26 protein-coding genes are annotated in these 26,421 nt (G+C 73.7%); 13 read left to right on the top strand and 13 right to left on the bottom strand.

Annotation, left to right across the window (positions count from 1 at the left end):
* Positions 1 to 35: 35 nt before the first annotated feature.
* Positions 36 to 1,406, bottom strand: coding sequence for an MATE family efflux transporter (locus tag CYJ76_RS05755; RefSeq protein WP_238138158.1), 1,371 nt, complete (start codon positions 1,404 to 1,406; stop codon positions 36 to 38).
* Positions 1,407 to 1,527: 121 nt separating this feature from the next.
* Between CYJ76_RS05755 and CYJ76_RS12195 the strand changes: the two genes are divergently transcribed.
* Together CYJ76_RS12195 and CYJ76_RS05765 are read left to right on the top strand one after the other, a co-directional pair.
* Positions 1,528 to 2,847 carry a sensor histidine kinase gene (locus CYJ76_RS12195; protein WP_180802226.1) on the top strand — a complete coding sequence of 440 codons (1,320 nt, stop codon included), beginning with the start codon at positions 1,528 to 1,530 and terminating at the stop codon, positions 2,845 to 2,847.
* Positions 2,844 to 3,524, top strand: a complete 681-nt coding sequence (locus CYJ76_RS05765; protein WP_238138159.1) for a response regulator — start codon at positions 2,844 to 2,846, stop codon at positions 3,522 to 3,524. The genes CYJ76_RS12195 and CYJ76_RS05765 overlap by 4 nt, the downstream gene beginning before the upstream one ends.
* Before the next feature lie 37 nt (positions 3,525 to 3,561).
* Here CYJ76_RS05765 and CYJ76_RS05770 read toward each other — a convergent pair whose 3' ends face one another.
* Entirely contained in the window at positions 3,562 to 4,158 is a 597-nt protein-coding gene (locus CYJ76_RS05770; RefSeq protein WP_070703442.1) for a TetR/AcrR family transcriptional regulator, read from the bottom strand.
* Positions 4,159 to 4,226: 68 nt separating this feature from the next.
* Between CYJ76_RS05770 and CYJ76_RS05775 the strand changes: the two genes are divergently transcribed.
* A complete protein-coding gene (locus tag CYJ76_RS05775) occupies positions 4,227 to 4,706 on the top strand; it encodes a DUF4188 domain-containing protein (RefSeq protein ID WP_101849506.1) in 480 nt (159 codons plus the stop codon).
* Positions 4,707 to 4,747: 41 nt separating this feature from the next.
* Here CYJ76_RS05775 and CYJ76_RS05780 read toward each other — a convergent pair whose 3' ends face one another.
* From CYJ76_RS05780 to CYJ76_RS05795, 4 genes are all read right to left on the bottom strand, one after another.
* Positions 4,748 to 5,173 (bottom strand): ChaB family protein, encoded by a 426-nt coding sequence (locus tag CYJ76_RS05780; RefSeq protein WP_070703444.1) that lies wholly within the window; start codon positions 5,171 to 5,173, stop codon positions 4,748 to 4,750.
* 72 nt (positions 5,174 to 5,245) lie between these two features.
* Positions 5,246 to 6,154 carry a sucrase ferredoxin gene (locus tag CYJ76_RS05785; RefSeq protein WP_070703445.1) on the bottom strand — a complete coding sequence of 303 codons (909 nt, stop codon included), beginning with the start codon at positions 6,152 to 6,154 and terminating at the stop codon, positions 5,246 to 5,248.
* On the bottom strand, positions 6,151 to 7,395 hold the full coding sequence (locus tag CYJ76_RS05790; protein ID WP_101849507.1) for a cupin domain-containing protein: 1,245 nt from the start codon (positions 7,393 to 7,395) through the stop codon (positions 6,151 to 6,153). Before CYJ76_RS05790 ends, CYJ76_RS05785 begins: the two co-directional genes overlap by 4 nt.
* Positions 7,396 to 7,707, bottom strand: a complete 312-nt coding sequence (locus CYJ76_RS05795) for a BatC protein (RefSeq protein ID WP_101849508.1) — start codon at positions 7,705 to 7,707, stop codon at positions 7,396 to 7,398.
* A 418-nt stretch (positions 7,708 to 8,125) separates the two neighbouring features.
* On the opposite strand from CYJ76_RS05795, the gene CYJ76_RS05800 reads away from it, so the two are divergent.
* The gene (locus CYJ76_RS05800) at positions 8,126 to 10,771 is read left to right on the top strand and encodes a replicative DNA helicase (protein ID WP_101849509.1); all 2,646 of its coding nucleotides are present in this window, start codon (positions 8,126 to 8,128) and stop codon (positions 10,769 to 10,771) included.
* 66 nt (positions 10,772 to 10,837) lie between these two features.
* Here CYJ76_RS05800 and CYJ76_RS05805 read toward each other — a convergent pair whose 3' ends face one another.
* Positions 10,838 to 11,344 carry an FBP domain-containing protein gene (locus CYJ76_RS05805; RefSeq protein ID WP_070705747.1) on the bottom strand — a complete coding sequence of 169 codons (507 nt, stop codon included), beginning with the start codon at positions 11,342 to 11,344 and terminating at the stop codon, positions 10,838 to 10,840.
* A gap of 274 nt (positions 11,345 to 11,618) precedes the next feature.
* Here CYJ76_RS05805 and CYJ76_RS05810 point away from each other — a divergent pair, with 274 nt between their 5' ends.
* Positions 11,619 to 11,921: an antibiotic biosynthesis monooxygenase family protein gene (locus CYJ76_RS05810; RefSeq protein WP_202820457.1), complete on the top strand. Its 303-nt coding sequence runs from the start codon at positions 11,619 to 11,621 to the stop codon at positions 11,919 to 11,921.
* Positions 11,922 to 11,933: 12 nt separating this feature from the next.
* Here the strand turns inward: CYJ76_RS05810 and CYJ76_RS05815 are convergent, their stop codons facing one another.
* Both CYJ76_RS05815 and CYJ76_RS05820 read right to left on the bottom strand, forming a co-directional pair.
* A complete protein-coding gene (locus tag CYJ76_RS05815) occupies positions 11,934 to 12,782 on the bottom strand; it encodes a GH25 family lysozyme (protein WP_101849510.1) in 849 nt (282 codons plus the stop codon).
* A gap of 105 nt (positions 12,783 to 12,887) precedes the next feature.
* Complete coding sequence (locus CYJ76_RS05820) at positions 12,888 to 13,739, bottom strand: spermidine synthase (RefSeq protein WP_238138160.1); 852 nt, start codon at positions 13,737 to 13,739, stop codon at positions 12,888 to 12,890.
* Positions 13,740 to 13,858: 119 nt separating this feature from the next.
* On the opposite strand from CYJ76_RS05820, the gene CYJ76_RS05825 reads away from it, so the two are divergent.
* The gene (locus CYJ76_RS05825; RefSeq protein WP_202820458.1) at positions 13,859 to 15,166 is read left to right on the top strand and encodes a YncE family protein; all 1,308 of its coding nucleotides are present in this window, start codon (positions 13,859 to 13,861) and stop codon (positions 15,164 to 15,166) included.
* A 61-nt stretch (positions 15,167 to 15,227) separates the two neighbouring features.
* On the opposite strand, the gene CYJ76_RS05830 is transcribed toward CYJ76_RS05825, so the two are convergent.
* Both CYJ76_RS05830 and CYJ76_RS05835 read right to left on the bottom strand, forming a co-directional pair.
* A complete protein-coding gene (locus CYJ76_RS05830; protein ID WP_070705745.1) occupies positions 15,228 to 15,845 on the bottom strand; it encodes a maleylpyruvate isomerase N-terminal domain-containing protein in 618 nt (205 codons plus the stop codon).
* A 30-nt stretch (positions 15,846 to 15,875) separates the two neighbouring features.
* Complete coding sequence (locus tag CYJ76_RS05835; protein WP_101849511.1) at positions 15,876 to 17,213, bottom strand: MFS transporter; 1,338 nt, start codon at positions 17,211 to 17,213, stop codon at positions 15,876 to 15,878.
* 195 nt (positions 17,214 to 17,408) lie between these two features.
* Between CYJ76_RS05835 and CYJ76_RS05840 the strand changes: the two genes are divergently transcribed.
* Entirely contained in the window at positions 17,409 to 18,119 is a 711-nt protein-coding gene (locus tag CYJ76_RS05840; protein ID WP_070705743.1) for a hypothetical protein, read from the top strand.
* 110 nt (positions 18,120 to 18,229) lie between these two features.
* Positions 18,230 to 19,198 carry a LuxR C-terminal-related transcriptional regulator gene (locus CYJ76_RS12635; protein ID WP_202816741.1) on the top strand — a complete coding sequence of 323 codons (969 nt, stop codon included), beginning with the start codon at positions 18,230 to 18,232 and terminating at the stop codon, positions 19,196 to 19,198.
* 12 nt (positions 19,199 to 19,210) lie between these two features.
* On the opposite strand, the gene CYJ76_RS05850 is transcribed toward CYJ76_RS12635, so the two are convergent.
* Complete coding sequence (locus tag CYJ76_RS05850) at positions 19,211 to 20,125, bottom strand: cation diffusion facilitator family transporter (RefSeq protein WP_070705741.1); 915 nt, start codon at positions 20,123 to 20,125, stop codon at positions 19,211 to 19,213.
* Between the two features lie 145 nt (positions 20,126 to 20,270).
* Here CYJ76_RS05850 and CYJ76_RS05855 point away from each other — a divergent pair, with 145 nt between their 5' ends.
* From CYJ76_RS05855 to CYJ76_RS05875, 5 genes are all read left to right on the top strand, one after another.
* Entirely contained in the window at positions 20,271 to 21,131 is an 861-nt protein-coding gene (locus tag CYJ76_RS05855) for a dienelactone hydrolase family protein (RefSeq protein ID WP_144043041.1), read from the top strand.
* A 240-nt stretch (positions 21,132 to 21,371) separates the two neighbouring features.
* Complete coding sequence (gene modA, locus CYJ76_RS05860) at positions 21,372 to 22,178, top strand: molybdate ABC transporter substrate-binding protein (RefSeq protein ID WP_070705739.1); 807 nt, start codon at positions 21,372 to 21,374, stop codon at positions 22,176 to 22,178.
* Positions 22,175 to 23,029 (top strand): ABC transporter permease, encoded by an 855-nt coding sequence (locus CYJ76_RS05865; RefSeq protein WP_238138161.1) that lies wholly within the window; start codon positions 22,175 to 22,177, stop codon positions 23,027 to 23,029. The genes modA and CYJ76_RS05865 overlap by 4 nt, the downstream gene beginning before the upstream one ends.
* A complete protein-coding gene (locus tag CYJ76_RS05870; RefSeq protein WP_070705827.1) occupies positions 23,026 to 23,691 on the top strand; it encodes an ATP-binding cassette domain-containing protein in 666 nt (221 codons plus the stop codon). Before CYJ76_RS05865 ends, CYJ76_RS05870 begins: the two co-directional genes overlap by 4 nt.
* An 80-nt stretch (positions 23,692 to 23,771) precedes the next feature.
* Positions 23,772 to 24,638: a dienelactone hydrolase family protein gene (locus CYJ76_RS05875; RefSeq protein WP_070705826.1), complete on the top strand. Its 867-nt coding sequence runs from the start codon at positions 23,772 to 23,774 to the stop codon at positions 24,636 to 24,638.
* 150 nt (positions 24,639 to 24,788) lie between these two features.
* On the opposite strand, the gene CYJ76_RS05880 is transcribed toward CYJ76_RS05875, so the two are convergent.
* The gene (locus CYJ76_RS05880) at positions 24,789 to 26,336 is read right to left on the bottom strand and encodes a S8 family serine peptidase (RefSeq protein ID WP_101849514.1); all 1,548 of its coding nucleotides are present in this window, start codon (positions 26,334 to 26,336) and stop codon (positions 24,789 to 24,791) included.
* Positions 26,337 to 26,421 lie beyond the last annotated feature (85 nt).

Below are 26,421 nucleotides of genomic sequence, written 5' to 3' on the forward strand. Positions count from 1 at the left end.
CTCCAGCATCGCACCTGCCCCGCACCCGGCCGCGGCTACTCTCCGGTGACCATCCACGCCGTGCCGCGAGCACGCCACACCAGGGCCGCCCCACGCAGGACCATGAAGGCGGCGAAGGCGCACCAGAGCCAGACCATGGCCGAGGGGGCCGAGGTGCCGGCGGGCACGGCCTCGCGCACCAGCCACACCACGGGCAGGTAGGCCACCAGCACCGCGGTCTGTGCCCACGCCAGCCAGCGGGCGTCGCCGGCGCCGATGAGCACCCCGTCGAGCACGAACACCACCCCCGCCACGGGCTGCACCAGCCCGGCCACCAGCAACCCGGCTGACAGCGCCTCCTGAACGGCCGGGTCGTCGGTGAACAGTGCCGGCAGCACGCCCGCCAGCGCCACCAGCAGCACCCCGGTGACCACGCCGAACCACACGCCCCACCAGGTCATCAGACGGGTCATGGCGCGGGTACCCCTGGTGTCCCCGGCGCCCAGCGCCTTGCCGGTGAGCGCCTGGGCGGCGATGGCCAGCGCGTCCAGGGCAAAGGCCAGGAATCCCCAGACGGTCATGGCCACCTGGTGGGCCGCCAGGGGCACGTCGCCCAGCCCGGCCGCGAGCCACGTGGTGAGCAGGATGACCCCGCGCAGCGCCAGGGTGCGCACCAGCAGCGGGACCCCGCCGAGGGCCGCGGTGAGCACCCCGGCCGGCGTGAACGCGGTGGGCGCGGCATGGCGCCGCACGTGCCGGCCGAGGAGCCACAGCAGGCCGGCCGCCATGCCCGTCTGCGCGATGACGGTGCCGGTGGCCGCCCCGGCGATGCCCCAGCCCATGCCGAAGATCAGCCAGGCGTTGAGCGCCGCGTTGGCCGCGAAGCCGAGCGTGGCCGCCACGAGCGGCGAGCGGGTGTCCTGCAGGCCGCGCAGCACCCCCGTGACCGCCAGCACCACCAGCATCGGTGGGATGCCGAGGGCCGAGATGCGCAGGTAGGTGGCGGCCTGTCCCGTGGCCGGGCCGGACGCCCCGAAGAGGCCCGCCAGCGGCGCGGCGAGCGCCGCGGTGAGTGCCGCCGTCACACCGCCGAGCAGCAGCGCCAGCCACACGCCGTCCACGCCGGCGGCCAGGGCGCCACGCGTGTTGCCGGCCCCCATCCGCCGCGAGACCACGGCGGTGGTGCCGTAGGCCAGGAAGACGAACATGCCCACCGCCGTGCCCAGCGCGGCCGTGGCCACGCCCATGCCGGCCAGCGCCTCGGTGGAGACGCGTCCCACCATGGCGGTGTCCAGCAGCAGGAACAGCGGTTCGGCGATGAGGGCGAAGAACGCCGGCACCGCCAGCGCGAGGATCTCGCGCGGCCCGGCGCCCTCAGGGCCCGTGGTCTGGTCCGGGGTCGAGGACGTGGGCTCCGGGCTGGTCACGCGCGGAGTGTCGCAGACAGACCGTGGACCGGGCCCGCCGGGTCGCCGTCGGGCCAGCCCGACAGCGATCCGGCCGGCTGGCAGGATGTCGCTCGACGCCGGAGATCACGAGGGTGGAGACATGAACGGACGCACCGCACCAGCCCACCTGAACCCCACCGATCCGATGGCCGTGGCGGGAACGGCTGTAGATGATCTGCACACGACCGGCCCGCTGCGCCGCGAGCTCTCCCGCACGGCCCGTAGCGCGCTCTACCTCCTGCTCGACCTGCCCCTCACCGTCGCCGCCTTCTGCGTGGCCGCCATCGGGGTGAGCGGGAGCCTCAGCATCCTCCTGGCGCCTCTCCTCCTGCCGGGGACCGGGATGGCCCTGCGCGCCCTGGCCCGCGTGGAGCGCGGGGCGCTGGGTGGTCTCCTCGGGATCCGTACCGAGGAGCCCCCGTACCCCGCCCCGCTGCGGGACGCCCGCGACCTCCGCGAGCACGTCCTGCACCCCCAGCTCTGGCTCGACGTCGTCTGGGCCCTGGTCGGGTTCCTGGCCTCCCTGCTGACCTTCACCCTGGTGGTGACGTCCGGCGGCCTGGCGCTGTCCGGTGTCACCGCGCCGCTGTGGCTCCCGTTCCTCCGCAGGCTGGACGGGTACCGGTCCTCCGCCGAGGACCTCTTCGGGACCGGAGGCTTCTGGCCGGACCTCCTGGTCAACCTGGGCCTTGGCGCTGCGGGTGCGCTGCTCCTGTGGGCCGTCTGCCGCTGGATCGCCCCGGTCCAGGGCCACGCGGCCGCCGTCCTGCTCTCCGGCCGGGCCACCCAGGACAACCTTGCTGCCTCCCGTCGGGCCCACCGGGCCTCGCAGCAGGCCGAGCTCAGCGGTCTGCAGCGGCTGGAGCGCGACCTGCACGACGGCCCTCAGCAGCAGCTCGTGCGGCTGCAGATGGACCTCGCCCGGGCCCGAGCGGCCGTGGACGCCGACCCGCAGCGTGCAGGCCGGATGCTGGACGACGCGAGCCGTCTGACCCGGGACACCCTCGGGGAGCTGCGCCAGCTGTCGCGCGGCATCGCCCCGCCGGTGCTCGTCGACCGCGGCCTGGTCGAGGCCGTCCGGGAGCGCGCCGTCAGCCACCCCCTGCCGGTCGCGGTGACTGGCAGGCTGGAGCGGCGCCTGCCCGAGCACCTCGAGACCGCCCTCTACTACGCCGCCAGCGAGGCCCTGGCCAACGCGGCCAAGCACGCCGACGCCCAGCACGTGCGCGTGAGCATCGGCCAGCGTGACGGGTGGGTCGGGCTCACGGTGGCCGACGACGGACGGGGCGGCGCGGACCCCGCATCGGGCCATGGTCTGGCCGGGCTGGCCCAGCGCCTGGAGGGGGTCTACGGTCGACTCACCGTCGACTCTCCGGTCGGCGGCCCCACCCGGATCACCGCGGAGGTGCCCCTGCCGTGAGCACGTCCCCGTCGCTGCGGGTCGTCGTGGCCGACGACTCGGTCCTCCTGCGGGAGGGGTTGCAGCTCATCCTCGCCGACGCCGGCCACCAGGTGGTGGCCGGCGTCGGCGACGGTGACGCCTTCGTCGCCGCGATGGCCGAGCACCGGCCCGACCTCGGCATCGTCGACGTACGCATGCCGCCCACCCACACCGACGAGGGGTTGCGCGCCACGCTCGCCGTGCGGCGGGCCGACCACTCGGCGCGCGTGCTCGTCCTCAGCCAGTACGTGGTGGCCGGGTACGTGGACGAGCTGCTCGCCGAGGACGCCTCCGGCATCGGCTACCTGCTGAAGGACCGCGTGGCCGACCTGCGGATGCTCGGTGAGTCCCTGCAGCAGGTGGCTGCCGGGGGGACGGTGCTCGACCCGGACGTCGTCCGCCAGCTGCTCGGGCGTCGGCCCGTCGCCGACCCGGTGGCCACCCTGACCCCGCGGGAGCGGGACGTGCTCGAGCTCATGGCTGCCGGGCGCACGAATGCCGGCATCGCCGAGGAGCTGGTGGTCACCGAGGGGGCGGTGGAGAAGCACACGCAGCGGTTGTTCGCGAAGCTCGGACTCAGCGAGGGGGACCACCACCGGCGCGTGCAGGCCGTGCTGGCCTGGCTCCGGCACACCGGGATCGACCTGCCCGACTGAAGTGGATCGTCCGTTGCCCGTGCTGTGCGGGGACCTCTCAGGCCGCCGAGGAGCTGCTGCCCCAGGCGGCCTGCAGGATGTCGAGCTGCCGGGAGAACGCGGTCTCGCGGGCCTTGGCGGGGAGTCCGGCGCACGACCCGAGCTCCAGGGCCACGTACCCGTGCACCCCGGCCCACAGGCTGAGGACGGCGGCCGGCAGCTCGGCCGCGCGTGACGTGGGCAGGACACGCCGCACGGCCTCCACGAGGGGGGCGATGCCCTCGAACTCCAGCCACGACCCCGCCGGGCTGGCGCCCTGCGGCGGCGCGTCGAACATCACCGCGTAGAGGTCGGGGTGCCCTAGGGCCCAGTCGCGGTAGGCGTGGCCCAGGCGTCGCAGGTCCGCCTCGGGGTCGTCGGTGGTGCCGATGGCGTGCTGGGCCGCGCTGAAGCTGCTGACGGCGGCCTCGCGCACGGCCTCGAGGAGCTCGTCCTTCCCTCCGAAGAGGGTGTAGACGGCAGCGGTGGAGGTGCCGCACCGGGTGGCCAGGCGTCGCAGGGAGAGCGCGGCCGAGCCCTCCTCGGTGAGGGTGCGCGCGGCTGCCGCCACGAGGCGGTCGCGGAGCGCGTCGTCGTGCACACGGGGTCTGGCCACTGGACGAGCCTACCCGCGAGGTGGTTCACTAACGGTGTTACAAAACGGCGTCATGAAAAGGGTGGGTCATGTCCACGAGGTTCACGCGCTACACCGCATCGCCCGAGGGGGAGGTCACGTTCTTCCTCATCGGCATGCGCGTCAACAGCCCGCTGCAGGTGCGCCGATGGGGGCCCGTGGTGATGGCCATGCCGCGCATGCTGAGGTACCTGTCGAGCACGCCCGAGGCCGGGATGTTGGGACACCACCAGTGGTTCGGCCGCACCACGATCCTGCTGAGCTACTGGCGCAGCCCGGAGCACCTGCAGCGCTTCGCGGCGGACGCCGAGGGGCCGCACCTGGAGCCGTGGCGTCGGTTCCGCGCCCTGGCCCAGGACGGCGACGTGGGCGTGTGGCACGAGACCTACGTGGCCGGACCGGGCTCGCGGGAGGCCGTCTACGCCAACATGGGCGAGGGGTTCGGCCTGGCCGGGGCCCTGGGGGCGGTGCAGATGGGCGCGGGCCTGCAGACCCATGCGCAGCGCCTGCGGGCGGTCGGCCAAGGCTGAGCGCCCGCAGGCCGTCCGGCGGGGCTCGGGGGGGCACCCCGTCAGTCCTCGCGGGCCTTGCGGGTCTCGCGCTCGCTGGCCTTCTGCAGTGCCTCGACCAGCTCGTCCTTGGTCATGTCGGACCGGCCCTCGACGTCCAGCTCCTGGGCCAGCTCGTAGAGGTGCTCCTTGGAGGCGTTGGCGTCCACACCGCCGGCGGTGTCGCCCTGCGGGTCCGGGCCGCCCTCCTCGGAGGCCTCGTCCGAGGGGCCGTTCTCGGGCTTGGGCTCCCAGTGGTCGCCGACCTTCTCGTGGGTCTGCTTCACCGCGGCCCAGGCCGTCCGGGCGGCGCGGGACTCGTCGTCGTACTGCTCCACCGCGGAGTCGTAGGCCTTGGCGAAGGTGTCCTGGGCCTTCTGGTCAGAGCGCTCCAAGGTGTCGGGGATCTCGCTGCCCTTCGCGTGGTCGTCCTTGCCGGTCTTCGGCATCGTGTCCTCCTGGCTCTCGGGGGTGACGGGTCGGGACGGGTGGCTCGGGCCTGACCGGCGCCGTGGGTGTCCTCAGCTGGCGCGGACGTCCTTGACCACCGGCAGGCGCATCGGGGCAGGACCGGCAGCGCGACAGGTCAGCTGGTGCGGCTCGGTGGTCACGGTGTGGCCGGTGACCTGCACGGGCTCACCACGCACCACCAGATCCACCTGCCAGGCCTCCTCGCTGCCCGACTGGCCGGTCACGACCACCTCGCCCCACCCCATCGGGCCGAGTTCCCGCATCGATGCGGCGACGGCCGCCTGGGCGGGCGGGGTCAGCCCACAGCGGCCCCGCAGGCGGGTGGGGTCCACGGCGCTGGCGAGGTGGGCGCGCAGGTCGGCGGTGGCCGATGCGGGGTCGCTGCCGCCGTAGATCGCCCCGTCGGGCAACAGCACCACGTTGGCGGCGAACCGGTCGCCGCCGGTGTGGGTGCACTCCCACACCGCCTCGGGCCACTCCTCGGCCAGCGCAGCGGCCACCGGCCGGCCGCGGATCGCGCAGCACACGTCCTTCAGCCCGTGCGTGCAGACCATGACGATGCCGGGTTCGCCGGCCTGCGGCACGGTCGCCTCCGCATCGGGCCAGGTGCCGAACGACTCCACGGCCCGCACCAGGTCACCGTCGCTGTGCGCAGTCCCCCAGAGCAGGGGGCGCGGGCGGTCGGTGTCCACCAAGCAGAACCGGCGCGTGGGGTGACCGGGCTCGGGGCGTGCCCCCGGGCGGCGGATCAGCATCAGGCGGGCGCCGGCGGACTCCAGGCGGGCTCGGAGCTCCTCCTTGGCGCGGTCGTAGCAGTCGAGGCCCTCCCAAGCGCTACGGCCCCAGTCACCGTTCTGCTCCACCAGGAACCAGCGTCGCGCCGGCGGGGCGGTGCCCACCATCGTGTCGCCGCGCTCGCGGGCGCCGTCGGAGCAGCGGAAGGCGGGGGAGGGGCTCACGGCTGCACCTCCACCAGGCCCCGGCGCACGAGGTCCTGCACCACAGTCAGCGGGGCGGGGAGGGCGTCGGTGCGGTGCGGGCCGTCCTGCAGCGCGGTCACCACCGCGCGGGCGTCCTCGTCCAGGTCGAACCAGCCCAGTCGGGTGTGCAGACGGTCGGGGCGAGCGGGGTCGTCCCCGAGCTCCAGCCCACCGCGCAGGGCGACGGTGCTGGCCGTGCCGAGCCCCTCGGCGGCTGCCAGCTGGGCCAGCGGGGGCGCGGGGTCCGGGCGCCGGGTGGCCCGCACCTGGGTGCGGAACGCCCGGGCGAGCGCCGCGGCATCGAGGGAGTCGATCGCCTCGTGCAGGGCGCCGCGCAGCTGCTCCAGCGTGGGGCCGACGACGGCGGCGTCGTCGGGGCGGGCCCCCAGCGGCAGGTTGGCACGCAGGGCGGGTTCTTGGCGCAGGCGCGCGCGGGCCGCCTCCAGGGCGGCGCCGGCGATGTGGTCGGGAGTCCAGGTGTGGACCCCGATGGTCAGGTGGGCGCTGATGCCGCCGAGGGCCGCCGCGGCGTGGATGGTGCCGCGGGGCAGGTAGAGCACGTCACCGGGCTCCAGGACGGTGTCGACCACGGGGTCCTCGTGCGCGGTGCGGTGGGCGACCTGCTCGCGCACGGTGTCCCACGGCTGGTCGCGCAGCGGGTGCTCGATGACGGGCTCGTGGAGGGTCCAGTGCTTGGTGCCGTGGACCTGCAGGACGAACACGTCGTGCACGTCGTAGTGGGCGGAGAAACCCTGGTTCTGCGAGGGCGTGACGTAGGCGTTCACCTGAACCGGGTGACGCAGGTCCTCGCCGAGACGGCGGGCGAACTCCGCGATCGGCGGCCAGGTGCGGTGCAGCCCCTGCAGCACGATGGTGGAGCCGCCGGCGAACAGGGAACGCACCCGGTCCTCGTCCACCTGGTCGGAGGCCCCCGCGCCGGTGCCCCCGCCGCGGGTGAAGCGCGACTCGGGGAGGGTCTGCCCCTCCTTGGCCATACGCAGGAAGGGGGTGCGCAGGGCGCGGTGCGTCAGCAGCTCGTCGACGGCCTCGAGGGAGAAGAGGTCGGCGAAGTCGTCACCACCGCGTTCGGCGGCGGTGACGTGGAGGGGGTGGGTGCCCCAGGACCGCCCCGCGAAGTCTGTCGGGTCCGTGTGGAGGAGCCGGCGCAGTGCGGGGCGGTCCTGGGAGGCCGGGGCGGTCCCGGCAGGTGGGGTGCTCACTCAGACCGCGGCGCCACCGTCGGCCGGGCCGTGGGCACCGCTGTCGGCGCCGGCGTCGGCACCGCCGTCACCCGCGCCACCATCGGCACCGCCGTCGCCGGCAGCGCCATCCGCACCGCCGTCGCCGGCGGCACCGTCACCGGCCGCGCCGTCGGCACCGCCGTCACCGGCCGCGCCGTCGGCACCGCCGTCACCCGCGGCGCCGTCAGCACCGCCGTCACCGGCGGCGCCATCGCCGGCAGCACCGTCAGCGCCGCCGTCGCCGAGCAGCTGTGCCGGGTCGAGCTCGTCGTTCTTCGGGGCGTCCGTCATGGTTCCTCCTTCTCGACGGCCCCGCCGGTCGGGGCCAGATGCCCAGTCTGGTGCAGCACCCCGGCTCCTTCAACAGCGGGATCCTGCGGCCTGTGGACGGGGTGACGGGTGGTCGCACCGCGTGCCGCGGACTGTGGGGGACGCGGTGCGGGCCCATCTCGTCCACGACTTTCCACGCACACGCGGTGGACGGCGTCTGCGCAGGTCAGAGGCCCCTTCGCCGGGCGCCCGGGCGTGTTGCCCACCGGCTTCCCCACAGGCTCGTCCACAGCCTGTGGGGAGAGGCACACCATCGGTCCACACCGGTCTCCACAGACTGTCCACAGGGCCGTTTGGGGCTGTCGGTGGTGGGGCCTACCGTGTGCACGCGCGCGCAGGCCGGGGACCGACGAGGGCGCTTCGAGGAGTGGGAGAGCACATGAGCGATCACGAGTACGAGCCGCCGCCGGACGACGGCCCGGGCATGGACCGGATGCCCCCGCAGGACGTGGATGCCGAGCGTTCCGTGCTGGGCGGCATGCTGCTGAGCAAGGACGCCATCGCCGACGTGCTCGAGGTGGTGCGCGGGGCGGACTACTACCGTCCGGCCCACGAGCTCATCCACGAGGCGATCCTCGACCTGTTCGGCCGGGGCGAGCCGGCCGACGCCATCACCGTGGCTGACGAGCTCACCAAGCGCGGCAACCTGCAGCGCGCCGGCGGGCAGGCCTACCTGCACCAGCTGATGCAGGCCGTGCCCACGGCGGCCAACGCCGGCTACTACGCCGAGATCGTGGCCGAGCGCGCCATCCTGCGCCGCCTCGTGGAGGCCGGCACCCGCATCGTGCAGATGGGCTACGGGCAGGGCGGGGGCGAGGTCGAGGACGTCGTCAACGCCGCCCAGGCCGAGGTGTACGCGGTCTCCGACAAGCGTGGCGCGGAGGACTACCAGGTCATCGGCGAGATCTTCGACGCCACCGTCGACGAGATCGAGCACGCCGCCGGCAGCTCCGGCGAGATGGTGGGCGTGCCCACCGGGTTCGCCGACCTCGACCGCCTCACCAACGGCCTGCACGGCGGGCAGATGATCGTCGTGGCCGCCCGACCCGCCATGGGAAAGTCGACGCTCGGCCTGGACATCTGCCGGTCGGCCAGCATCGAGCACGGCCTGGCGTCGTGCATCTTCTCCCTGGAGATGAGCAAGACCGAGATCGTCATGCGCATGCTCTCGGCCGAGGCGTCCATCCAGCTGCAGAAGCTCCGCAAGGGCGACGTGGACGAGGGTGACTGGGCAAAGATCGCCGAGACCCAGGGGCGGCTCAGCGTGGCCCCGCTGTTCATCGACGATAGCCCCAACCTGTCGCTCATGGAGATCCGGGCCAAGGCGCGGCGCCTCAAGCAGCAGCACAACCTCAAGCTCGTGGTCATCGACTACCTGCAGCTCATGACCTCCGGCAAGAAGGTGGAGAGCCGCCAGCAGGAGGTCTCGGAGTTCTCCCGTGCGCTCAAGCTGCTGGCCAAGGAGCTCGAGGTGCCGGTCATCGCCATCTCGCAGCTGAACCGTGGACCCGAGCAGCGCACGGACAAGAAGCCGCAGATGAGTGACCTGCGTGAGTCGGGCTGCCTCACGGCCGACACGCGGGTGCTCCGGGCGGACACCGGGGCCGAGGTCACCCTGGGCGAGCTGATGGTGAGTGGTGCCCGGGACGTGCCGGTCTGGGCCCTGGACGACTCCATGCGGTACGTGCGTCGCCACCTCACGCACGTCTTCCCGACGGGCATCAAGCCGGTCTTCCGCCTCACCACCACGTCCGGCAAGACGCTGCGGGCGACCGCGAACCACCCGTTCCGCACCTACCGGGGCTGGACCGCCCTGGAGGATTTGCGCCCGGGTGACCGGCTCGCCGTGCCACGGCACGTCCCGGCGCCGGAGCAGTGCACCCCGTGGACCGCGGCGGAGGTCGTCATGCTGGCCCACCTCATCGGGGACGGGTCGTTCGTCCGGCGTCAGCCGATTCGGTATGCGAGCGTCGACGAGGCAAATCTCGCGGCCGTGACGGAGGCGGCGCAGCACTTCGGGATCACAGCGGTGCGTGACGACCACGAAGCCGCGCGGTGCACCTCCTTGCGGCTCCCCGCGCCGTACCGCCTGACCCATGGCAAGCGGAACCCCATCGCGGCGTGGCTCGACGAGATGGGCCTGTTCGGTGCGCGGAGCCACGAGAAGTTCGTCCCCGAGGGTGTGTACTCGCTGCCCAAGGAGCAGATCTCCTTGTTCCTGCGCCACCTCTGGGCCACGGACGGGTCGGTGACCGTCACGAGGGGTGGCCGTGGGGGTCGCGTCTACTATGCCTCGACGTCCAGAGAACTTGTGGACGGCGTCTCGCGTCTGCTTCTGCGTTTCGGGATCTCCTCGCGGATCCGCACCACCTCAAAGGGTGACTACCGACCGGGCTACACGCTGGACATCTCCGGGACCAACAGCCAGCGTCGCTTCCTGCAGGAGATCGGCGTCCACGGTCAGCGGGGAGAGGCGGCAACGCAACTCCTGGAGATCCTGCGGGGTCTCACCGCGAACACCAACGTCGACACCGTCCCGCGTGAGGTCTGGGACGACGTGCGGGTAGCCATGCAGGAGAAGGGCATGACCACCCGTGCCTTCCAAGCCGAGCTCGGAACCCAGTACTGCGGATCGGCGCTGTACAAGAGCGCTCCGTCCCGTGAGCGACTGGCCCGCGTGGCTCAGGTACTGGACTTGGCCGAGCTCGACCTCGTGGCGTCCAACGACGTGCTGTGGGACGAGGTGCGATCCGTCGAGTTGGAGGGCGTCGAGCCTGTCTTCGACGCCACCGTGGCCGGAGCGCACAACTTCGTCGCCAACGGCATCGCCGTCCACAACAGCATCGAGCAGGACGCCGACATGGTGATCCTCCTGCACCGCGAGGAGGCCTACGAGAAGGAGTCACCCCGGGCGGGTGAGGCGGATTTCATCGTGGCCAAGCACCGAAACGGCCCGACGGACACCATCACTGTGGCGTTCCAGGGTCACTTCAGCCGGTTCAAGGACATGGCCCAGGGCTTCTGACGGGCAGGCCGCGGGGCCGGGCGGGGGCCATCTGCCCCGCCCGGCCCTGCCGCGGTTCGGTGCGCCTTAGGCGTCCCGCTGGATGCGCCGCGCGAACTTCGCGATGCGGTCCCGCAGGCCCTCGATGCGCAGCTCGGTCCAGAACTCCTTCTCCTCCGGGGTGGCCCGGTCACCGACCTCGCTGACCGTCGGCGCCCGCCGTACGTTGCGCGAGCACGAGAAGTCGGTGCAGGCCAGTACGCCCACGGTGGCGCCGCGGCGCCCGGCGGCGCCGGCCAGCGAGGCCACCACCATCCGGACGTTCTCCGTGGCCTCGATGTCCTGGCACCACACGCAGATGGCCTTGCGGCGCGTGGGTGTGCCGGAAGCGGGTCGCAGCAGGATGGAGGTGACGACGCTGTCCAGATGCAGGACGACGTAGGACCGGTTCGGTCGCTTGGCGTCCGTCCAGCCGAGGTAGTCCAGCGACTCCCAGTCGACGGTGTCGAGCTCGGGGAGGATCGCCTGGGTGGCCTCGCGCCTGGAGGCGTTGACGAAGGACGTGCGGATGTCCTGTTCGGTCACGGGGTGCATGGGGGTCTCTCTTCGTGGCGGTGCGGGGCGCACGCGGGCACGACGGACCCCGAGGGGGTCACCGCCAGCCGTGGGTGCGCAGGGGGATGCGGGGGAAGGTCGCGCGCACCGCGCTGCAGGCCTGCATGGCCGCCTCCTCTCCCGCGCCGTGGCGCGTCACCGTCGATGCCGCCGTGGGCCCGGTCGGCGGTGGGCAAGGTTAGGGAGCGGCCTCCGGCAGGGTCAAACGCCGTCCGGGGCCATGCCCCCCCCCGCATCGGGCAGGATGGCGCCCATGAAGGTGATGTTCCACGGGTGCCTGCGCACCGTCCCGGGCCACGGCGCCGACCTGCTGGCCATCCTCTCCGAGCAGGGCGGCGCCGAGCCGATGCCGGGCAACCTGCTCTACCTCGTCGCTTCCGACCCGGAGGACCCCGATGCCGTGTGGGTCACCGAGGTGTGGGAGTCGGCCGAGCACCACCAGGCCTCGCTGCAGCTGCCAGCGGTGCGCTCCCGCATCGAGCGCGCGGTGCCGATCCTCGACCCGGAGGGCATGAGCCACCAAGTGCTCACGCCGGTGGCGGGCATCCCCGGCTGACCGGCCGGCCCCTCAGGCGCCGTTCGTGGCGAACGCCTTGAGCGCCGTCAGGTCGCCGTTGAACAGGTCGGTGTCGTACCCGAGCTCCTCCCACGCGGCGTTCTGCCAGATGGTGTGCTCGACGCCCTTCCACGCGTCCGGCAGCGGTCCCGGGGAGTCGGTCCAGCGGGCGATCCACAGCGGCGTGGAGCGCCACGAGGGGCTGCTGCCCATGCACTGATCCCACCAGCTGCGGGCGGTGTAGATGATCGGCCGCGTGCCGGTGCGCTCCTGGTAGCGGCCCACGAAGTCGGCCACGAACTGCTGCAGTTCCGCGGGGGTCCTGTCGTAGCAGTCGTTGCCCTCGTAGGGGTTCCACTCGATGTCGAGGGCTCCCGGCAGGGTGCGGTCGTCCGGCGTCCACCCGCCACCGTGCTCGATGAAGTAGTCGGCCTGGGTGGCGCCGTCCGTCACCTTGGGGTTGGCGAAGTGGTACGAGCCGCGCACCACGCCCTCCTGTGTGGCGCCGGTCCACTGCTCGGCGAACTTGGTGTTGAGCAGGTAGTCGCCCTCGCTGGCCTTGATGTACGCGAACTCGATGCCGTTGCCGTGCCAGGTCTTCCAGTCGTTGCCCACCGTGTGGCCGCTGACGTCCATGCCGGGGACCGCAGCCTCGGCGCGGAAGGGGTCGGCCGGGGCGGTCTGCGGGGCTGCCGGGCCGGCGGCGTCGTGGCCGTCCCGGAGGCGCCACCCCATCGGCGCGCCGTGCCGGGCGTCCACGCCGTGCTGGCGGGCCACCGCATCGGGGCGGGGTGCCTCCCGGCGGTCCTCGGCCACCGATTCCGCAGTGGCGGCGGGCGCGGTCAGGCCGGTGACGGCCACGGTAAGGAAAGCGTAAAGACTTGTGCGACGAGCGTTTTGGAGTACTGTGATCCTCGGGTTGGGGTCGGCGCGGTCAGTGAACCACATCACCCCGGACGACGCTCCTCAGTCGCGGAGCGCCTCCGTCAGCTCGCGCGAACCCGCCGGGTCCAGCACCACGCCCGGGTGGGGCCCGGCGGCCACCAGCGCCTCGCGCACCCCGTCCCCGAGCGGGCCCACCACCAGTACCGCGTTGCCTGCCGTGCGACGCTCCAGCATCCCGGAGTCGGCCAGGGTCCACACGCCGTCGTGCCCCTCGGTGGTGGCGGCCTCGTCGAGCACCTCCAGCTGGTCGGCCAGGAAGTCCAGCCCGTCCTCGGTGCCGATGTTGGTCATGAGCAACCCCTGGGTATCGAGCAGGTCCAGCAGCTCGAGGTGGAAGTCCGGCCCGGCCAGGTGGGCGCACGCCTCAGTGTCGGTGGGCAGGTCCACCACCACCACGGCGAACTGCTCCCCGGCGGCCACCAGTTGGCCCACGGCATCGCGGGCGTCGCCCACCACCACCTCCAGGTCGGTGCCGGCGGGCAGCGGCAGGGTCTCGGTGACGAATGAGACCAGCTCGCGGTCGATGTCCACCACCACCTGCGCCGACCCGGGTCGTGTGGCCTGCACGTACCGCGGCAGGGTGAGCGCCCCGGCGCCCAGGTGCAGCACCCGCAGCGGCGCACCGGGGTGTGCCACGGCATCGAGCACGTTGGCCATGCGCCGCAGGTACTCGTAGCGCACCTCGAGCGGGTCGGCAGGGTCCACGTGGCTCTGCACGTGCTCCCCCACGAACAGCTCCCAGCCGCTCCCGTGCTCGGCGGGGGCCAGGCGTGCGCGGACCCCGCTGGTGGAGAGCTGCACCGACCGCTCGGCCGGGTGGGGCACGGGGGTGCCGTCGGGGGTCGATGGGGTGGGAGCCGGGTGCTGCGTCACGCCCCCAGTGTGCGTGATGGTCAGGAATCCGTATGGATCCCGGGACAGGTTGTGCCGGGTACTCGGGTGCTGGCTACCTTGGGCCCGTCCCACCCTGCGCCTCACCCCTCGGAGGAACCGTGTCCGCGCGCACCCGCAGCCCCCGCACCCTGACCCGCCTGGCCGTCGCCGGCCTCGCCGCCACCACTGTGGTGGCGCCCACCACCCTCGCCACCGCCGCCGGCCCCGATGCCGGTGGGTCCACCGCGTCGACCAGCGCGGCCGCCGCCGGTGGGCTCGAGGACGTGCTCTTCGTGGGCAACAACTGGGACGGCACCATCGATGTGGTGGAGGACGAGGGGCAGATGCGCCGCCTCGGCCGCATCAACGCCGTGCCGGACTACCACCAGCGCCTCACCGAGATCGCGTTCAACCCCATCCACTGGCCGGTGTTCCTCTACATCCGCCACACCGCGGGCGAGGGCCACGACCAGCTCGTGGACGACGTGTACTCCGCCAAGGACGGCCGCCACGTGGTGGTCTCCCGCCCGAGCTTCCGCGACGTCGTCTCCATCGACACCGTCACCGGCAAGATCGCCTGGCGCTACAAGCTGACCGGCTTCCGTGCCGACCACATGGCCCTCTCGCCCGACGGCTCGCGCGTCGCCGTCTCGGACTCCAGTGCCAACCTGGTGCACGTGCTGGACATGGCCACCGGGAAGGTGCAGGGCAAGGTCAGGACCGGTGACCGCCCGCACGAGAACGTGTTCAGCCCCGACGGCAAGCAGCTGTGGACCATGGCCATCGGCAACGTGGAGAACAAGAGCGACGCCCCGGACCAGCAGCGCAACGACCTGCTCAAGGGCAAGCGCTACATCACCGTCACGGACACCGAGACCTTCCAGCCGGTGCGCACCATCGACATGCGCGACCGCCTGGACGCCGCCGGCCACGCGGAGCTCTCCGACGCCGTGCGACCCATCGCGTTCACGCCGGAGTTCGACAAGGCGTACTTCCAGGTGAGCTACTTCAACGGCTTCCTGGAGTACGACGTGCAGGCCGACCGCATCACCCGCCGCGTGGAGCTGCCGAAGAACCCCACCACCCCCGCCGACCGCAGCGCGTGGGTGAACGACTCGCGCCACCACGGCATCACCATGAAGCCCGACGGCACCCAGCTGTGCGTGGCCGGCACCATGGACGACTACGCCACCGTGGTGGACCGCCAGACGCTGGAGCACGGCCCGCTGGTGCCCACCAGCAAGCCGTACTGGGCCACGGTGAGCAACGACGGTGCGCGCTGCATCGTCTCGGAGTCCGGGGCCGATTCGGTGACCGCCATCGACTTCGCCACCGGCCAGAAGGTGGGCAGTGTGGCCGTGGGCGACCACCCGCAGCGCGTGCGCCAGGGCGTGGTGCCCGAGGGCTGGGCCGGCCCCCAGGCCTGAGCCGCGCACGTGGGGTCCGTCCACAGAACCGGTGGGCGGACCCCGCTGCCGTGAGCCCCGGTCAGCGTCCGAAGCCGGCCAGCACGGCCTTGGCGTCGTCGGCCTCGCCGGCGGGGGCGGTCCCCAGGGCGTCGACGGTACGGCGGGCGATCCGCATCGCGCTGGCGGCCGGGGGCGGTGCACCGGCCGGCAGGTCGAGGTCGAGCTGGTGCACGACGAGCTCCACGGCCCACGTGGCCAGGAAGTCCCCGGTGGTGAGCACCAGACCCTGGAAGGACATCCGCCCGTCGGGCAGAGCAGGCGCGTGGTGCTCCCACCCGGCGCACACCTCGTCGAGGTGCTGCAGCGCTTGGCGCGGGCGGGTGTACGCCGATGCCGTGCGGCGCGTCACGAAGATCCCGGGCACGGGGTCGTCGGCCTCCTGCGCGGCGAAGGCGGTCCAGTACGAGGCGGCGTCGGTGTCCGCCGGGGTGTCGGTGTCGGCGCGAGACCCGGCGAGCATCTCCTGCAGCCCCGTGCGCACGTGCACGATGCAGTCGAGGCGCGACCAGCCCTGGGCCCGGCTCGGGGCCAGCAGGGCGAGGTCGTCGAGCGACTCGCACCCGGCCCGGAAGGTGCGGAGGGCCTCGAGGAAGGCGCGGCGCCCCTCCTCGAGCGGGATGCTGAGCGGTCGGGGCATGCCTGCAGCCTGCCACGCAGCCTCGCTGCCTCAGGCCGCGCTCTCCCGGGCGCCGCGCGCCACAAGCGCCGCCAGCGCGCCGATGCCGGCTAGGCCCACGTAGGTCCAGGCCAACCCGTGGTCCAGATGTGCCTGCGCCGCCCCGCCGAGGGCGAGCGTGGCGGCCACGGCGCAGGCCTCGCCCAGCTGGAGGCTCGACCCGACCCGGCCGTGCTCCCGCCGCGGGCTCAGCGCCAGGGCCTGCGAGGAGATCTGCGGGTAGGCCACGCCCATGCCGAGCCCCGCCAGCGCCACCCCCACCGAGACGGGCCACCACGGCCACCCGGTGGCGATCACCACGCCCGTGGCCACGGGGCCGCAGAGCACCAGCAGGGCGGCCGGCACCATCGAGGCGGTGGCGGACCGGCTGTGGCGGCTCTGCCACCAGGCGCCCACCGCCCACCCCACGGCCGAGCCGGCCAGGGCCAGACCGGAGACCACGATGGGGACGCCCCGGTCGCGCTGGAGGAACAGGGGCACGTACGTCTCCGTGGTGTAGGCCGACGCCGCCAGCAGGCTCCGCAACGCCACGAGTCGGGGCACACCGTGGCGGCCCCGCAGCGTCCCGGCGGGGAGCAGGCGCGTCAGGACGGCCAGCACCGCGACGAACGAGAGCCCCAGCGCCAGCAGGCCCCACCCGGCCCGGCTGCCGCCCGCGACGCTCATGGCCAGCACGGCGGCCGATGCGGCGACGGCCCAGCCCCACGGGATCCGGACGTCCTGGTCCCCGGCGGGCCGGGTGTCCCGCCCGTGCAGCCCCACCAGCAGGCCCACCGCCGAGAGCACGGCGACCACCGCCACGCTGCCGTAGACCCAGCGCCACCCGAGGTGCTCGGTGAGCAGCCCGGACACCACCGGACCCGCCAGCGAGGGGACCACCCAGGCCGCGTTGACCACCCCGAACAGCGCCGGGTGGTGCTCCTGCGGGACGGTGGCCGAGGCGATGGCGTAGACCGTCACCGCGGCCATGCCCACGCCCACGCCCTGCACGAGTCGCCCCAGCACGAAGACGCCGATGTGGCCGGCGAGCGCGCACATCAGCACCCCGGTGACGAACAGGGCGATCGCCGTGAGCAGGGGTGGCCGGGCGCCGACGCGGTCGCACCAGGGGCCCGCCAGCACCATGCCGGTCACGGAGGTGATGAGCGTGGCCGCGAAGGCGGCTGAGTACCACGCCGGGGCGGCCAGCGCGTCGACCACCGAGGGCAGGGAGGTGGTGACCGCGTAGGTCTCGAAGGCGATGGTCGCCTCGAGGCCGGCCAGGCCCGCCACCAGCAGGATCCCGACGGTCGCGATCAGCCCGGGGTGTCGTGCGTCCGTGGTGGGCATGGGGACCTCCCTCCAGGTGGCTCGGCGGCGGCGGTTCGGCCGCCGACGGTAGCGGTCCACCGGCAGGGTCCTAAGACCCTGCCGTCCAGATCTCGGTCCGCGACCGATGGTGCGCCCGCGCCGGGTGCGGCACCGTCGAGGCCGTGGCAGGCAACCGCCCGCCGATCCGCACCCCGCGATCGAGAGGACAGGACCATGAACACCCACACCCGCTTCACCACCTCGCTGGCCGGGCTGGCCGCCTGCAGCGCCCTCGTGCTGGGCGCCGGCGCCCCCACCCAGGCCGCCCCGGCACAGGCCCCCGCCGAGCAGGTCGCAGCCGCGGCCCCGAGCCAGCCGGCCGCCACCGCCTCGCCCTTCTCCGTCGACGCCGCTGCCGGCAAGCTGGTGCCCATCCGCCAGGCCAACAGCCAGGTGAGCACCTGGTACGACTGCGGTCCGGTGTCGCTGCTCATGTCGCTGTTCGACCGGGGCGTCACCCCGGAGAAGTGGAGCGGCGACCCGGCCGACCCCACCGAGGCCGTGCGCGACATGCGCGCCACGATGGGGGCCGCACCCACGGGCAACACCAACGTCGAGCAGGTGCGCAACGGCTTCGCCGCCTACGGCTTCGACACCCACTGGGTGGCCACCGCCGACGAGGCCGAGGCCGCCGCCCGGGAGGGCAAGACGGTGATGGTGCTCGGTGACGCCCAGGTGGCCGGCAAGTACTGGCAGGAGGACCTGGCCACCTCCGAGTCGGTCTCGCACTGGGTGGTGCTGGCCGGGTACGACAAGGACTCCGGCAAGTACACCGTGCTCGACCCGCTGTCCGGGCCCGACGCCAACGAGCCGCACTCGGTGGGTGCCGACTGGACCAACCAGTTCCACGACGTGTACGGCTACGGCGCCGTGGTGGTCGACTGACCCCTCACCCCGCCGCGCCGGTTGATCGCGCGTCCCTCCCCGCCGGGCCGCTCCCCTCCACGGACGAGGGGGCGGCCCGGCGCGTGGTCGAGGCTCAGTACGGTGCCCCCGTGGACGGCGAGACGCGCAGCGAGCACGGCACCCAGGCCCTGGACGAGACGACGAGCCGTGCTCTGCGTCGCACTGCCCGGCGGCTCGCCGTGCTCGGACCCGACCGGGCGCGGGACCGGTACCGGTGCGTGCACCACGCCGTGCGCACCCTCACCCCCACGGACGCCCTCGTCATCGCCTTCTTCCACGAGGACCACGTGGTGGTGCCCTTCGTCATCGAGGGCGACCGCCTGGAGGGGCCGGACGTGATGGACTCCCCGCCCGGGTCGGTCACCGAGTGGGTGCGTGACCACCAGCGCTCGTACGTGTTCGGCCAGGACGCGGGGGCCCTGCTGGGGGAGGCCCTCCCGTTCGGCGATGCCGGGGAGCCCACCCGTGACGCCGTGTGCGCCCCCATCCTCTCCCCGGCGCGCGAGGTCCGTGGCGTGCTGGCCGCCCACGCCCTGCGGCCGCGCGTGTTCACCGACCAGCACGTGCGCGTGGTGGAGGCGCTGGCGGTGATGCTGGGCCGCGAGGGCCACGACCTGACCGACCCCCGGGACACCGAGTTGCACCGTGCCTTCCCCGAGCTGGCGCCCGACCCGGGCGACCTCGTGGACCAGCTGCACGACCTCACCGCCCTCGTGGGGCGGATGCGCACCGGGCTGGAGGGGCTCGACGACCTCGGCGGTGCCGGGGTGGCCGAGCGGGTGCGGGAGGTGGTGGGCCTCTGCGAGCTCCTGGAGGCCCGCATGGCCACACTGGCCACCGAGACGCCGCCGGCCCCGCCCGGCCCGCTGTCGCCCCTGACCCCACGCGAGGCCGAGGTGGCCGAGCTGATCGTCTCCGAGCAGCTCACGAACGCGCAGATCGCCGAGCGCCTCGTCATCAGCGAGAAGACGGTGAAGACGCACGTGGGGTCGGTGCTGCGCAAGTGCGGGCAGAGCCAGCGCTCGGGCATCGCGCTGGTGCTGGGCGCGCCCTCCTGACGCGCGCCCCCGTCAGGCGTGCACGTCGACCTCGTGCCCGGCGTGCGCCGGGGGTTCGAACTGCACGGTGGAGTGCGTGATGCCGAAGTCCTCCCGGAGGCACTCCTGCACCCGGTCGAGCAGGCCGGTCATGTGGCCGTCGTGGAAGCAGGACTCGTCGGCCACCACGTGCGCGGTGAGCACCGGGACGCCCGTGGCCACCTGGCTGGCGTGCAGGTCGTGCACCTCGCGGACGTGCGGCAGGTCCTCGATGTGGGCGCGCACCTCGTCCAGGTCCAGGCCGCCGGGCGTGGCCTCCAGGAGCACGCGCAGCACCTGCCGCAGCAGCACCAGCGTGCGCGGCACGATGAGGGCCACGATCACCAGCGAGGCCACGGCGTCGGCGCGCTCCCAACCGGTCCACCGCACCGCGAGGGCCGCGGCGAGCACGGCCACCGACCCGAGTGCGTCGTTGAACACCTCCAGGAAGGCGGCCCGGAGATTCAGGTTGGCCTCCCGGGCCCCGGCGAGCACGAGCAGGCCGATGACGTTGCCCACCAGGCCGACGGCGCCGAACACGAGCATCGCCCCGGGGGCCACGGGCTCGGGCGAGACGAGGTGCTGCACGGCCTCGACCAGCACCACCACGCCCACCACGAGCAGCAGCAGGGCCTGCGCGCCGGCGCCGAGCACCTCCGCGCGCAGCCAGCCCCAGGTGCGCTCCGGGGTGGCGGGGCGGCGGGCCAGCTGGGCGGCCACCAAGGCCATGACCAGGCCGGCGAGGTCGGTGAGCATGTGCCCGGCATCGGCCAGCAGGGCCACCGACCCCGAGACCCAGGCGCCCACCAGCTCGGTCACGAGGACCGTGGCGGTGATGCCCAGGACCACGGCGAGCCGCCCACGGTGGGTACCAGCGCCGTGGGGCAGGTGGTCGTGGTGGTGGCTCATTGCCGGCGATCATAGGGGACCGCGGCGACGCGCCGTCTTCATGCCAAGTCCTGACCGTTCCTTGACCTGATGGGGGTACTCGGCACGCGTGTTGCGCCTACTGTGGCGGCACCCCTCCTCCCCCCTCACGCACAAGGAGCACATGATGCGCGCACGCACCCGCCTCACCGCCCTGGCTGCCGGACTCACCCTGGCCCTGGGCGCCCCGGCCGCCACCGCCGCCACCGCCGACCAGGCCCAGCCCGCCGCCAGCGCCTCCGTCGAGCACGGCCCGGCCCCCACCAAGGAGTCCATCGGCGTGGACGGTCCGTACAAGGTGGCCAGCAAGAAGGCCCCGATCGACCTGAAGCGGTCCTTCTACGGCGGCACGATCTACTACCCGGCCGACGCCGGCAAGGGCGAGACCTACGGCACCGTCGTGACCATGCCCGGCTTCCTCGAGCCCGGTGCCGTGATGGACCTGGTGGCCAAGCGTCTGGCCTCCCACGGCTTCGTGGTGATGCGGGCCGAGGCCCTCACGCCGTTCAGCATCCCGCTGGTCCGCGCCCAGGCGGTCCTCTCGGCCCAGAAGGTGCTGCACGCCGACGCGGACCTGGCCCCGATCATGGACACCGAGCGCACCGCCCTGGTGGGCCACTCGATGGGTGGTGGCGGGGTCCTGCACGCCGCGGCCATGTCCGAGCAGGACGCTGTCATCCCGATCCACCCCTGGGCCCAGACCATCTTCCCGCTGGTCAAGGAGCCCACCCTGACGATCGGCGGCCTGCTCGACAACGTGGCCCCGATGGTGGAGTACACGCTGCCCATTTACGCCTCGATCGGCTCGGAGACCAAGGGCCTGTTCACCGACCTGGCGGGCACCCACTGGGCCGGGCTCGTGGACAACAAGGTCATCCAGGGCCGCATCCTCAGCTTCGTCAAGCTGCACGTGGACGGTGACACGCGCTACGAGCAGTTCGTGTGCGCCCCGGCCGAGAAGGGCTTCACCTACAAGTCCCCCTGCTGAGCCGCCGGCAACCCCGTCGCGAGGGGCCACCGTCACCCGACGGTGGCCCCTCGCCGTGTGCGCACCCGGGGGTGACGCCGCCTGTCCGGGGGTGACGCCGTCCACGACGTGACCTCACCCCGGCGAACCGGAGAAACCCCCCGGGTCTGGCGACTCGGGGCGCCTCAACCCGGGGCACCGGTCGCGACAGGACACCCCTGCGCCGAGTGGACCCGGAACGCCCGCCCGTACAGTCGGGCCATGCGTACCCGACCCCGCCCCCTCCTGCGCCGTGCGGGAGTTCCGACCGGCGCGCTCGCGGTGGTGGCTGCCCTGGCCCTCGGCGCCTGTGGCGCACCGGGCCCCGGGACCGAGGAGGGCGCGCCGGCCGAGGGGGAGCCGACCGGTCAGGTGACCGTGCTGGCCGCCGCGTCGCTCACCGAGGCGTTCGAGCAGATCGCCGCCGACGTGGAGCGCGACCACCCCGGCACCGACGTGCGCCTGAGCTTCGGTGGTTCCTCGGCGCTGGTCACGCAGGTCACCCAGGGTGCCCCGGCCGACGTGCTCGCCACCGCCTCGGCCACCACCATGGACGCCGCGGTGCAGGCCGGTGCGGTGGAGGAACCCGCCGTGGTGGCGCGCAACCGCCTCACCATCGCCGTGCCGCGGGGCAACCCCGCCGGCATCGACGGCGTGGAGGACCTGGCCCGCGAGGACGTGCGCCTGGCGACCTGCCTGCCCGAGGTGCCCTGCGGTGCGGCAGCCCAGCAGCTTGCCGACGCCACCGGCACCACGCTCCACCCGGTCACCCAGGAGCGCGACGTCAAGGCCACCCTCGCCAAGGTGCGCCTCGGCGAGGTGGACGCGGGGCTGGTCTACGTGACGGACGTGCGCGCCGCGGGGTCCGCCGTGGACGAGGTGCCCCTGCCGGAGGCGCCCACCACCGACTACCCCTTGGCGGTGGTGTCCGACGCCGCCAATCCCGCCCTGGCCCGGGCGTTCGTCGATGCCGTGCAGTCAGACCGCGGCCGGGCCGTGCTGCGCGAGGCGGGGTTCACCACCCCGTGACCCCCGACCGCGCCGACCGTCCCGCCCGCGCCCGCCGTCGGCCCCCGGTGGCGCTCGCACTGCCCGCCGCGGTGGGCGCGCTCCTGCTGCTCACCCCCCTCGTGGCGATGGTGGTGCTCGCCCCGTGGCGCGACCTGCCCGCCCTGCTGGCCCGCCCCGCCGTGCTCGACGCGCTGCGCCTCTCCCTGGTGACGGCCAGCGTGTCGACCCTGCTCTGCCTGGCGATGGGGGTGCCGCTGGCGTGGGTGCTCGCCCGGGCCGACGCCCACCCCGGCGGCCCGACGGGCCCCGCGCGTGCCGCCGCCGTGCGCCTGCTGCGCGCCGTGGTGACCCTGCCCATGGTGCTGCCCCCGGTGGTCGGCGGTGTGGCGCTCCTCCTGGCCTACGGCCGCACCGGCCTGGTGGGCCGCTGGCTGTACGAGGCCACCGGCTGGCAGGTGCCCTTCACCGCCACCGCCGTGGTCCTGGCGCAGACCTTCGTGGCGCTGCCCTTCCTGGTGGTCACCGTGGAGGGGGCACTGCGCTCCACCGGCACCGCCCTGGAGGAGGCCGCCGCCACCCTGGGGGCCGGGCCGCTCACCACCTTCCGCCGCGTCACCCTGCCGGCGCTGGGGCCCAGCATCGCGGCCGGGGCCGTGCTCGGGTGGGCCCGGGCGCTGGGGGAGTTCGGCGCCACGGTGACCTTCGCCGGCAATCTCCCGGGCGTCACCCAGACCATGCCGAGCGCCGTCTACCGCGCCTTCGAGACCGACCCGCCCGCCGCCGTGGCCCTGAGCCTCGTGCTGCTGGCGGTGTGCGTGACCGTGCTGGTGCTGCTGCGGGACCGCTGGACGCCGGGGCTGCCCCGATGACGGGCGCCACGCCCGCGCTCGAGGTGGACGCCCGCATCCGCCGCGGCACGCTGGACCTGAGCGTGGCCTGCGCCGTGCGGCCCGGGCGTGCCCTGGCCGTGCTCGGCCCCAACGGGGTGGGCAAGACCTCGCTGCTGCGGGCCGTCGCCGGGCTCGATGCCGTGGCGTCCGGCCACGTGCGCTGCGCCGGCCGGGTGTGGGACGACGCCGCAACCGGGACCTTCGTGCCGCCGGAGCGCCGCCGGGCGGGGGTGGTCTTCCAGGACCACCGGCTGTTCGGGCACCTCTCCGTGCGGCAGAACGTCGCCTTCGGGCCGAGCGTCCGCGGGGCCGGGCGCCGCGCCGCCGAGGCCCGGGCCGATGCGGTGCTGGCGGAGCTCGGCATCGAGCACCTGGCCGCCCGACGCCCGGCCGAGTTGTCCGGTGGGCAGTCCCAGCGGGTGGCCGTGGCCCGGGCGCTGGCCACCGACCCCGTCGCCCTCCTGCTCGACGAGCCCCTCTCCGCCCTGGACACCACCGCCCGCGGCGAGGTGCGCACCTGGCTGCGTGCCACCCTCGAGCGCCTGGCCTGCCCGGTGCTCCTGGTGACCCACGACCCGGCCGACGTGGACGCCCTGGCCGACGACGAGCTGCGCCTGCCGGCAACCCGTACGGACTCCTGACCGCTCCTTGACCCGCAGGAGGGGGCCGCGTCACCTGCTCTCCCTAGCGTGGGGGCTCCCCTCAACAACAGGAGCAGATGATGCGTTCTCTGACCCGCACCACCGTCCTCGCCGCCGGTCTGGCCCTCGGCCTGGCCGCCCCCGCGACCGCCGGCCCGGTCGCGCCGGCCGCGTTCTCGGCCCAGGAGGTGCAGCCCGCCGCCGAGCACGGCCCGGCCCCGACCAAGGACTCGGTCGGCGTGGACGGCCCCTACGAGGTGGCCAGCAAGAAGCTGGAGGCCGCCCCGGACGCGGACTTCTACGGCGGCACGGTGTTCCACCCCTCCAACGGCGCCGAGGGGGAGACCTTCGGCGGCGTGGTGACCATGCCCGGGTTCACCGAGCCCGGGTCGGCGATGGAGTTCGTGGCCAAGCGCCTGGCCTCCCACGGGTTCGTGGTGCTCATGGCCGAGGCCCCCACCGTCATGAGCCAGCCGCAGGCCCGTGGCAAGGCGGCGCTGGGTGCGCAGAAGGCGCTCGCGGCGGACGCCGACATGGCCCCGCTGCTCGATGCCGAGCGCACGGCCCTGGTGGGCCACTCGATGGGTGGCGGCGGCGTCCTCTACGCCGCGCAGGAGTCCGAGCAGGACGCTGTGGTGCCGATCCACCCGTGGGCGCAGGAGGGATTCAAGGGCGTGAGCGAGCCGTCGCTCACCATCGCCGGGGGGATCGACAACGTGGCCCCGGCCGGTGAGTACGCGGTGCCGATCCACGAGTCGATCGGCTCGGAGACCAAGGGCCTGTTCACCGACCTGGCGGGCACGCACTGGGCGGGTCTGGTGGACAACAAGGTCATCCAGGGCCGCATCCTGAGCTTCCTCAAGGTGCACGTGGACGGCGACAAGCGCTACGAGCAGTTCGTGTGCGCCCCGGCCGAGCAGGGCTTCGTGTACCGCAGCCCCTGCTGAGCCGCGCGGGCGCACGCGCAACCGCGCTCGGCACGGGAAAGGCGTCGGGCACACCGGAAACTTCCGGTGTGCCCGACGCCTTTCCCGTGCGGGGAGATCCCCGACGTGCGAAGGGGCCGCTCCACCGGGAGCGGCCCCTTCGCCATCGGGTCACTCGGCGGAGCCGGAACCCAGTCCCTCGACGGCCTTGACCACGTTGGGCAGCGGCCCGATGTGCGCGCTGTCGTTCCCGGCCTGCGGGGTGCCGGTCTCCATGAGCAGTGTGCGCATGGCGGCCGGGTCGAGCTCCACGCCCTTCTCCTGCGCGATGGAGGAGACCAGGGCCACGGCACCGGTCACGATGGGGGAGGCCGAGGAGGTGCCGGAGAACACGTCCGTGTACTGGGTGCTGGCGTAGCCGCCCTGCAGGTCGCCGTACCCGGCGCTGGCCACCATCTCGCCCCAGCCCTGCACGTTCACACGCGAGCCGTAGGTGGAGTAGCTCAGGACCTCGCCGGGCGTCCGGCCGCTGCGGGAGCTGGCGCCCGCGCCGACGATGATGGCGCCGGAGTCGCCCTTGCCGTCGGGGAAGCCCTCGCCGCCGTAGCAGGGGTCGTCGAGGTCCTGGGCGCCGTTGCCGGCGGCCTCCACCACGTGGATGCCCTTGGCGACGGCGGTCTTGATGGCGTCGTAGGCGGCGGGGTCGATCTCCACGGGGGCGAAGCCGCCGCGGCCACCGGTGAGCTGCTGCTCGAGGAGGATCACGTCGCCGGGCTCGAGCACCTCGGCGGCCCCGGCGATGGCGGCGCCGGGGGTGAAGCCGGCCTCACTGCTGACGGCGTTGGCCACGTACCCGGTGGCCTCCGGCGCGATGCCGGTGACGCCGAACTCGTTGGCGTCGCCGATGATCTCGCCCATCACGGCGGTGCCGTGCTCGGGGTAGCTGTACGAGGGGGTGCCGTTGGCGATGAGGGCGTCCTCCCGGGCCAGCTGGGTGAGGTCCTCGTGGTCCATGGTCCAGCCGAACTCCACGTCGGCCACGGCCACGTTCTTGCCCTTGCCGCCGGGCATCTCGTGCGCCGCCAGGGCCTCGATGCCCTGCTCGGAGGCCGGGCCGCGGTAGCTCTGGCGGTCGGTGAAGTCCGGGGTGGCCAGCGGGTTCACCGGGTCGGTGGCGTCGGCGCGCAGGGCGGCCAGCGGGGTGGCCGGCGACGTACCGGCGCGCGGCGGCTGCACCGGCAGTGGGGCGGCCATGGCCACCTCCACGGCCGGGTCGGCGTTCAGCTGGGCCAGGGTGTCGGCCATCTCACCGGGGGCCACCTCGGCCACCAGCCACAGCGACATGTCGGCCTGCTCGTCGCCGGAGCGCTGCTCCGCGGTGGCCTTGAGGGCCCTCAGCGAGGAGGCGGGGGCGTCCACCATCGGACGCACGTCACGCAGGGTGCCGGAGCGGTTCAGGGCGGCCACGCGGGAGTCGCCCTCGCCGGAGAGCGCGGCGGTGCGCAGCGCGGAGGACGAGCCCTCGGCGAGCTTCACCTGGATGCGGGTGGCCGAGCGGCCCTCCGTCGGGTGCAGGGCGGAGGGGGCCGAGTCGGCCGATGCGGCGAGGCGCGGTGTGAGCTCGGCCTCGGAACGGTGCTGGGTGGCGCCGGCGGCGACGGGCACGCTCAGCGCACCGGCCATGGCGGCCGCGACGGCGGTGGTCAGGAAGCGGGACATGGGCTCTCCTCGGGCCAGTGTGCGATCTGAAAGGGGGCCCTCATCGTGTCTGCCGGGCAGTCAGGCCCGGACCAAGGAAGCCTGA

Source organism: Kytococcus schroeteri, from assembly GCF_002847825.1.
Taxonomy (GTDB): Bacteria; Actinomycetota; Actinomycetes; order Actinomycetales; family Dermatophilaceae; genus Kytococcus; species Kytococcus schroeteri.

What these genes read in the sequence shown, in the direction of transcription:
- CYJ76_RS05870 (WP_070705827.1), top strand. Translation starts at nt 23,026, where the DNA reads ATGACGGGCGCCACGCCCGCGCTCGAGGTGGACGCCCGCATCCGCCGC.
- CYJ76_RS05780 (WP_070703444.1), bottom strand. Translation starts at nt 5,173, where the DNA reads ATGCCGAAGACCGGCAAGGACGACCACGCGAAGGGCAGCGAGATCCCC.
- CYJ76_RS05830 (WP_070705745.1), bottom strand. Translation starts at nt 15,845, where the DNA reads ATGCCCCGACCGCTCAGCATCCCGCTCGAGGAGGGGCGCCGCGCCTTC.
- CYJ76_RS05835 (WP_101849511.1), bottom strand. Translation starts at nt 17,213, where the DNA reads ATGCCCACCACGGACGCACGACACCCCGGGCTGATCGCGACCGTCGGG.
- CYJ76_RS12195 (WP_180802226.1), top strand. Translation starts at nt 1,528, where the DNA reads ATGAACGGACGCACCGCACCAGCCCACCTGAACCCCACCGATCCGATG.
- CYJ76_RS05855 (WP_144043041.1), top strand. Translation starts at nt 20,271, where the DNA reads ATGCGCGCACGCACCCGCCTCACCGCCCTGGCTGCCGGACTCACCCTG.
- CYJ76_RS05800 (WP_101849509.1), top strand. Translation starts at nt 8,126, where the DNA reads ATGAGCGATCACGAGTACGAGCCGCCGCCGGACGACGGCCCGGGCATG.
- CYJ76_RS05775 (WP_101849506.1), top strand. Translation starts at nt 4,227, where the DNA reads ATGTCCACGAGGTTCACGCGCTACACCGCATCGCCCGAGGGGGAGGTC.
- CYJ76_RS05875 (WP_070705826.1), top strand. Translation starts at nt 23,772, where the DNA reads ATGCGTTCTCTGACCCGCACCACCGTCCTCGCCGCCGGTCTGGCCCTC.
- CYJ76_RS05810 (WP_202820457.1), top strand. Translation starts at nt 11,619, where the DNA reads ATGAAGGTGATGTTCCACGGGTGCCTGCGCACCGTCCCGGGCCACGGC.
- CYJ76_RS05850 (WP_070705741.1), bottom strand. Translation starts at nt 20,125, where the DNA reads ATGAGCCACCACCACGACCACCTGCCCCACGGCGCTGGTACCCACCGT.
- CYJ76_RS05880 (WP_101849514.1), bottom strand. Translation starts at nt 26,336, where the DNA reads ATGTCCCGCTTCCTGACCACCGCCGTCGCGGCCGCCATGGCCGGTGCG.
- CYJ76_RS05805 (WP_070705747.1), bottom strand. Translation starts at nt 11,344, where the DNA reads ATGCACCCCGTGACCGAACAGGACATCCGCACGTCCTTCGTCAACGCC.
- CYJ76_RS05795 (WP_101849508.1), bottom strand. Translation starts at nt 7,707, where the DNA reads ATGACGGACGCCCCGAAGAACGACGAGCTCGACCCGGCACAGCTGCTC.
- CYJ76_RS05840 (WP_070705743.1), top strand. Translation starts at nt 17,409, where the DNA reads ATGAACACCCACACCCGCTTCACCACCTCGCTGGCCGGGCTGGCCGCC.
- modA (WP_070705739.1), top strand. Translation starts at nt 21,372, where the DNA reads ATGCGTACCCGACCCCGCCCCCTCCTGCGCCGTGCGGGAGTTCCGACC.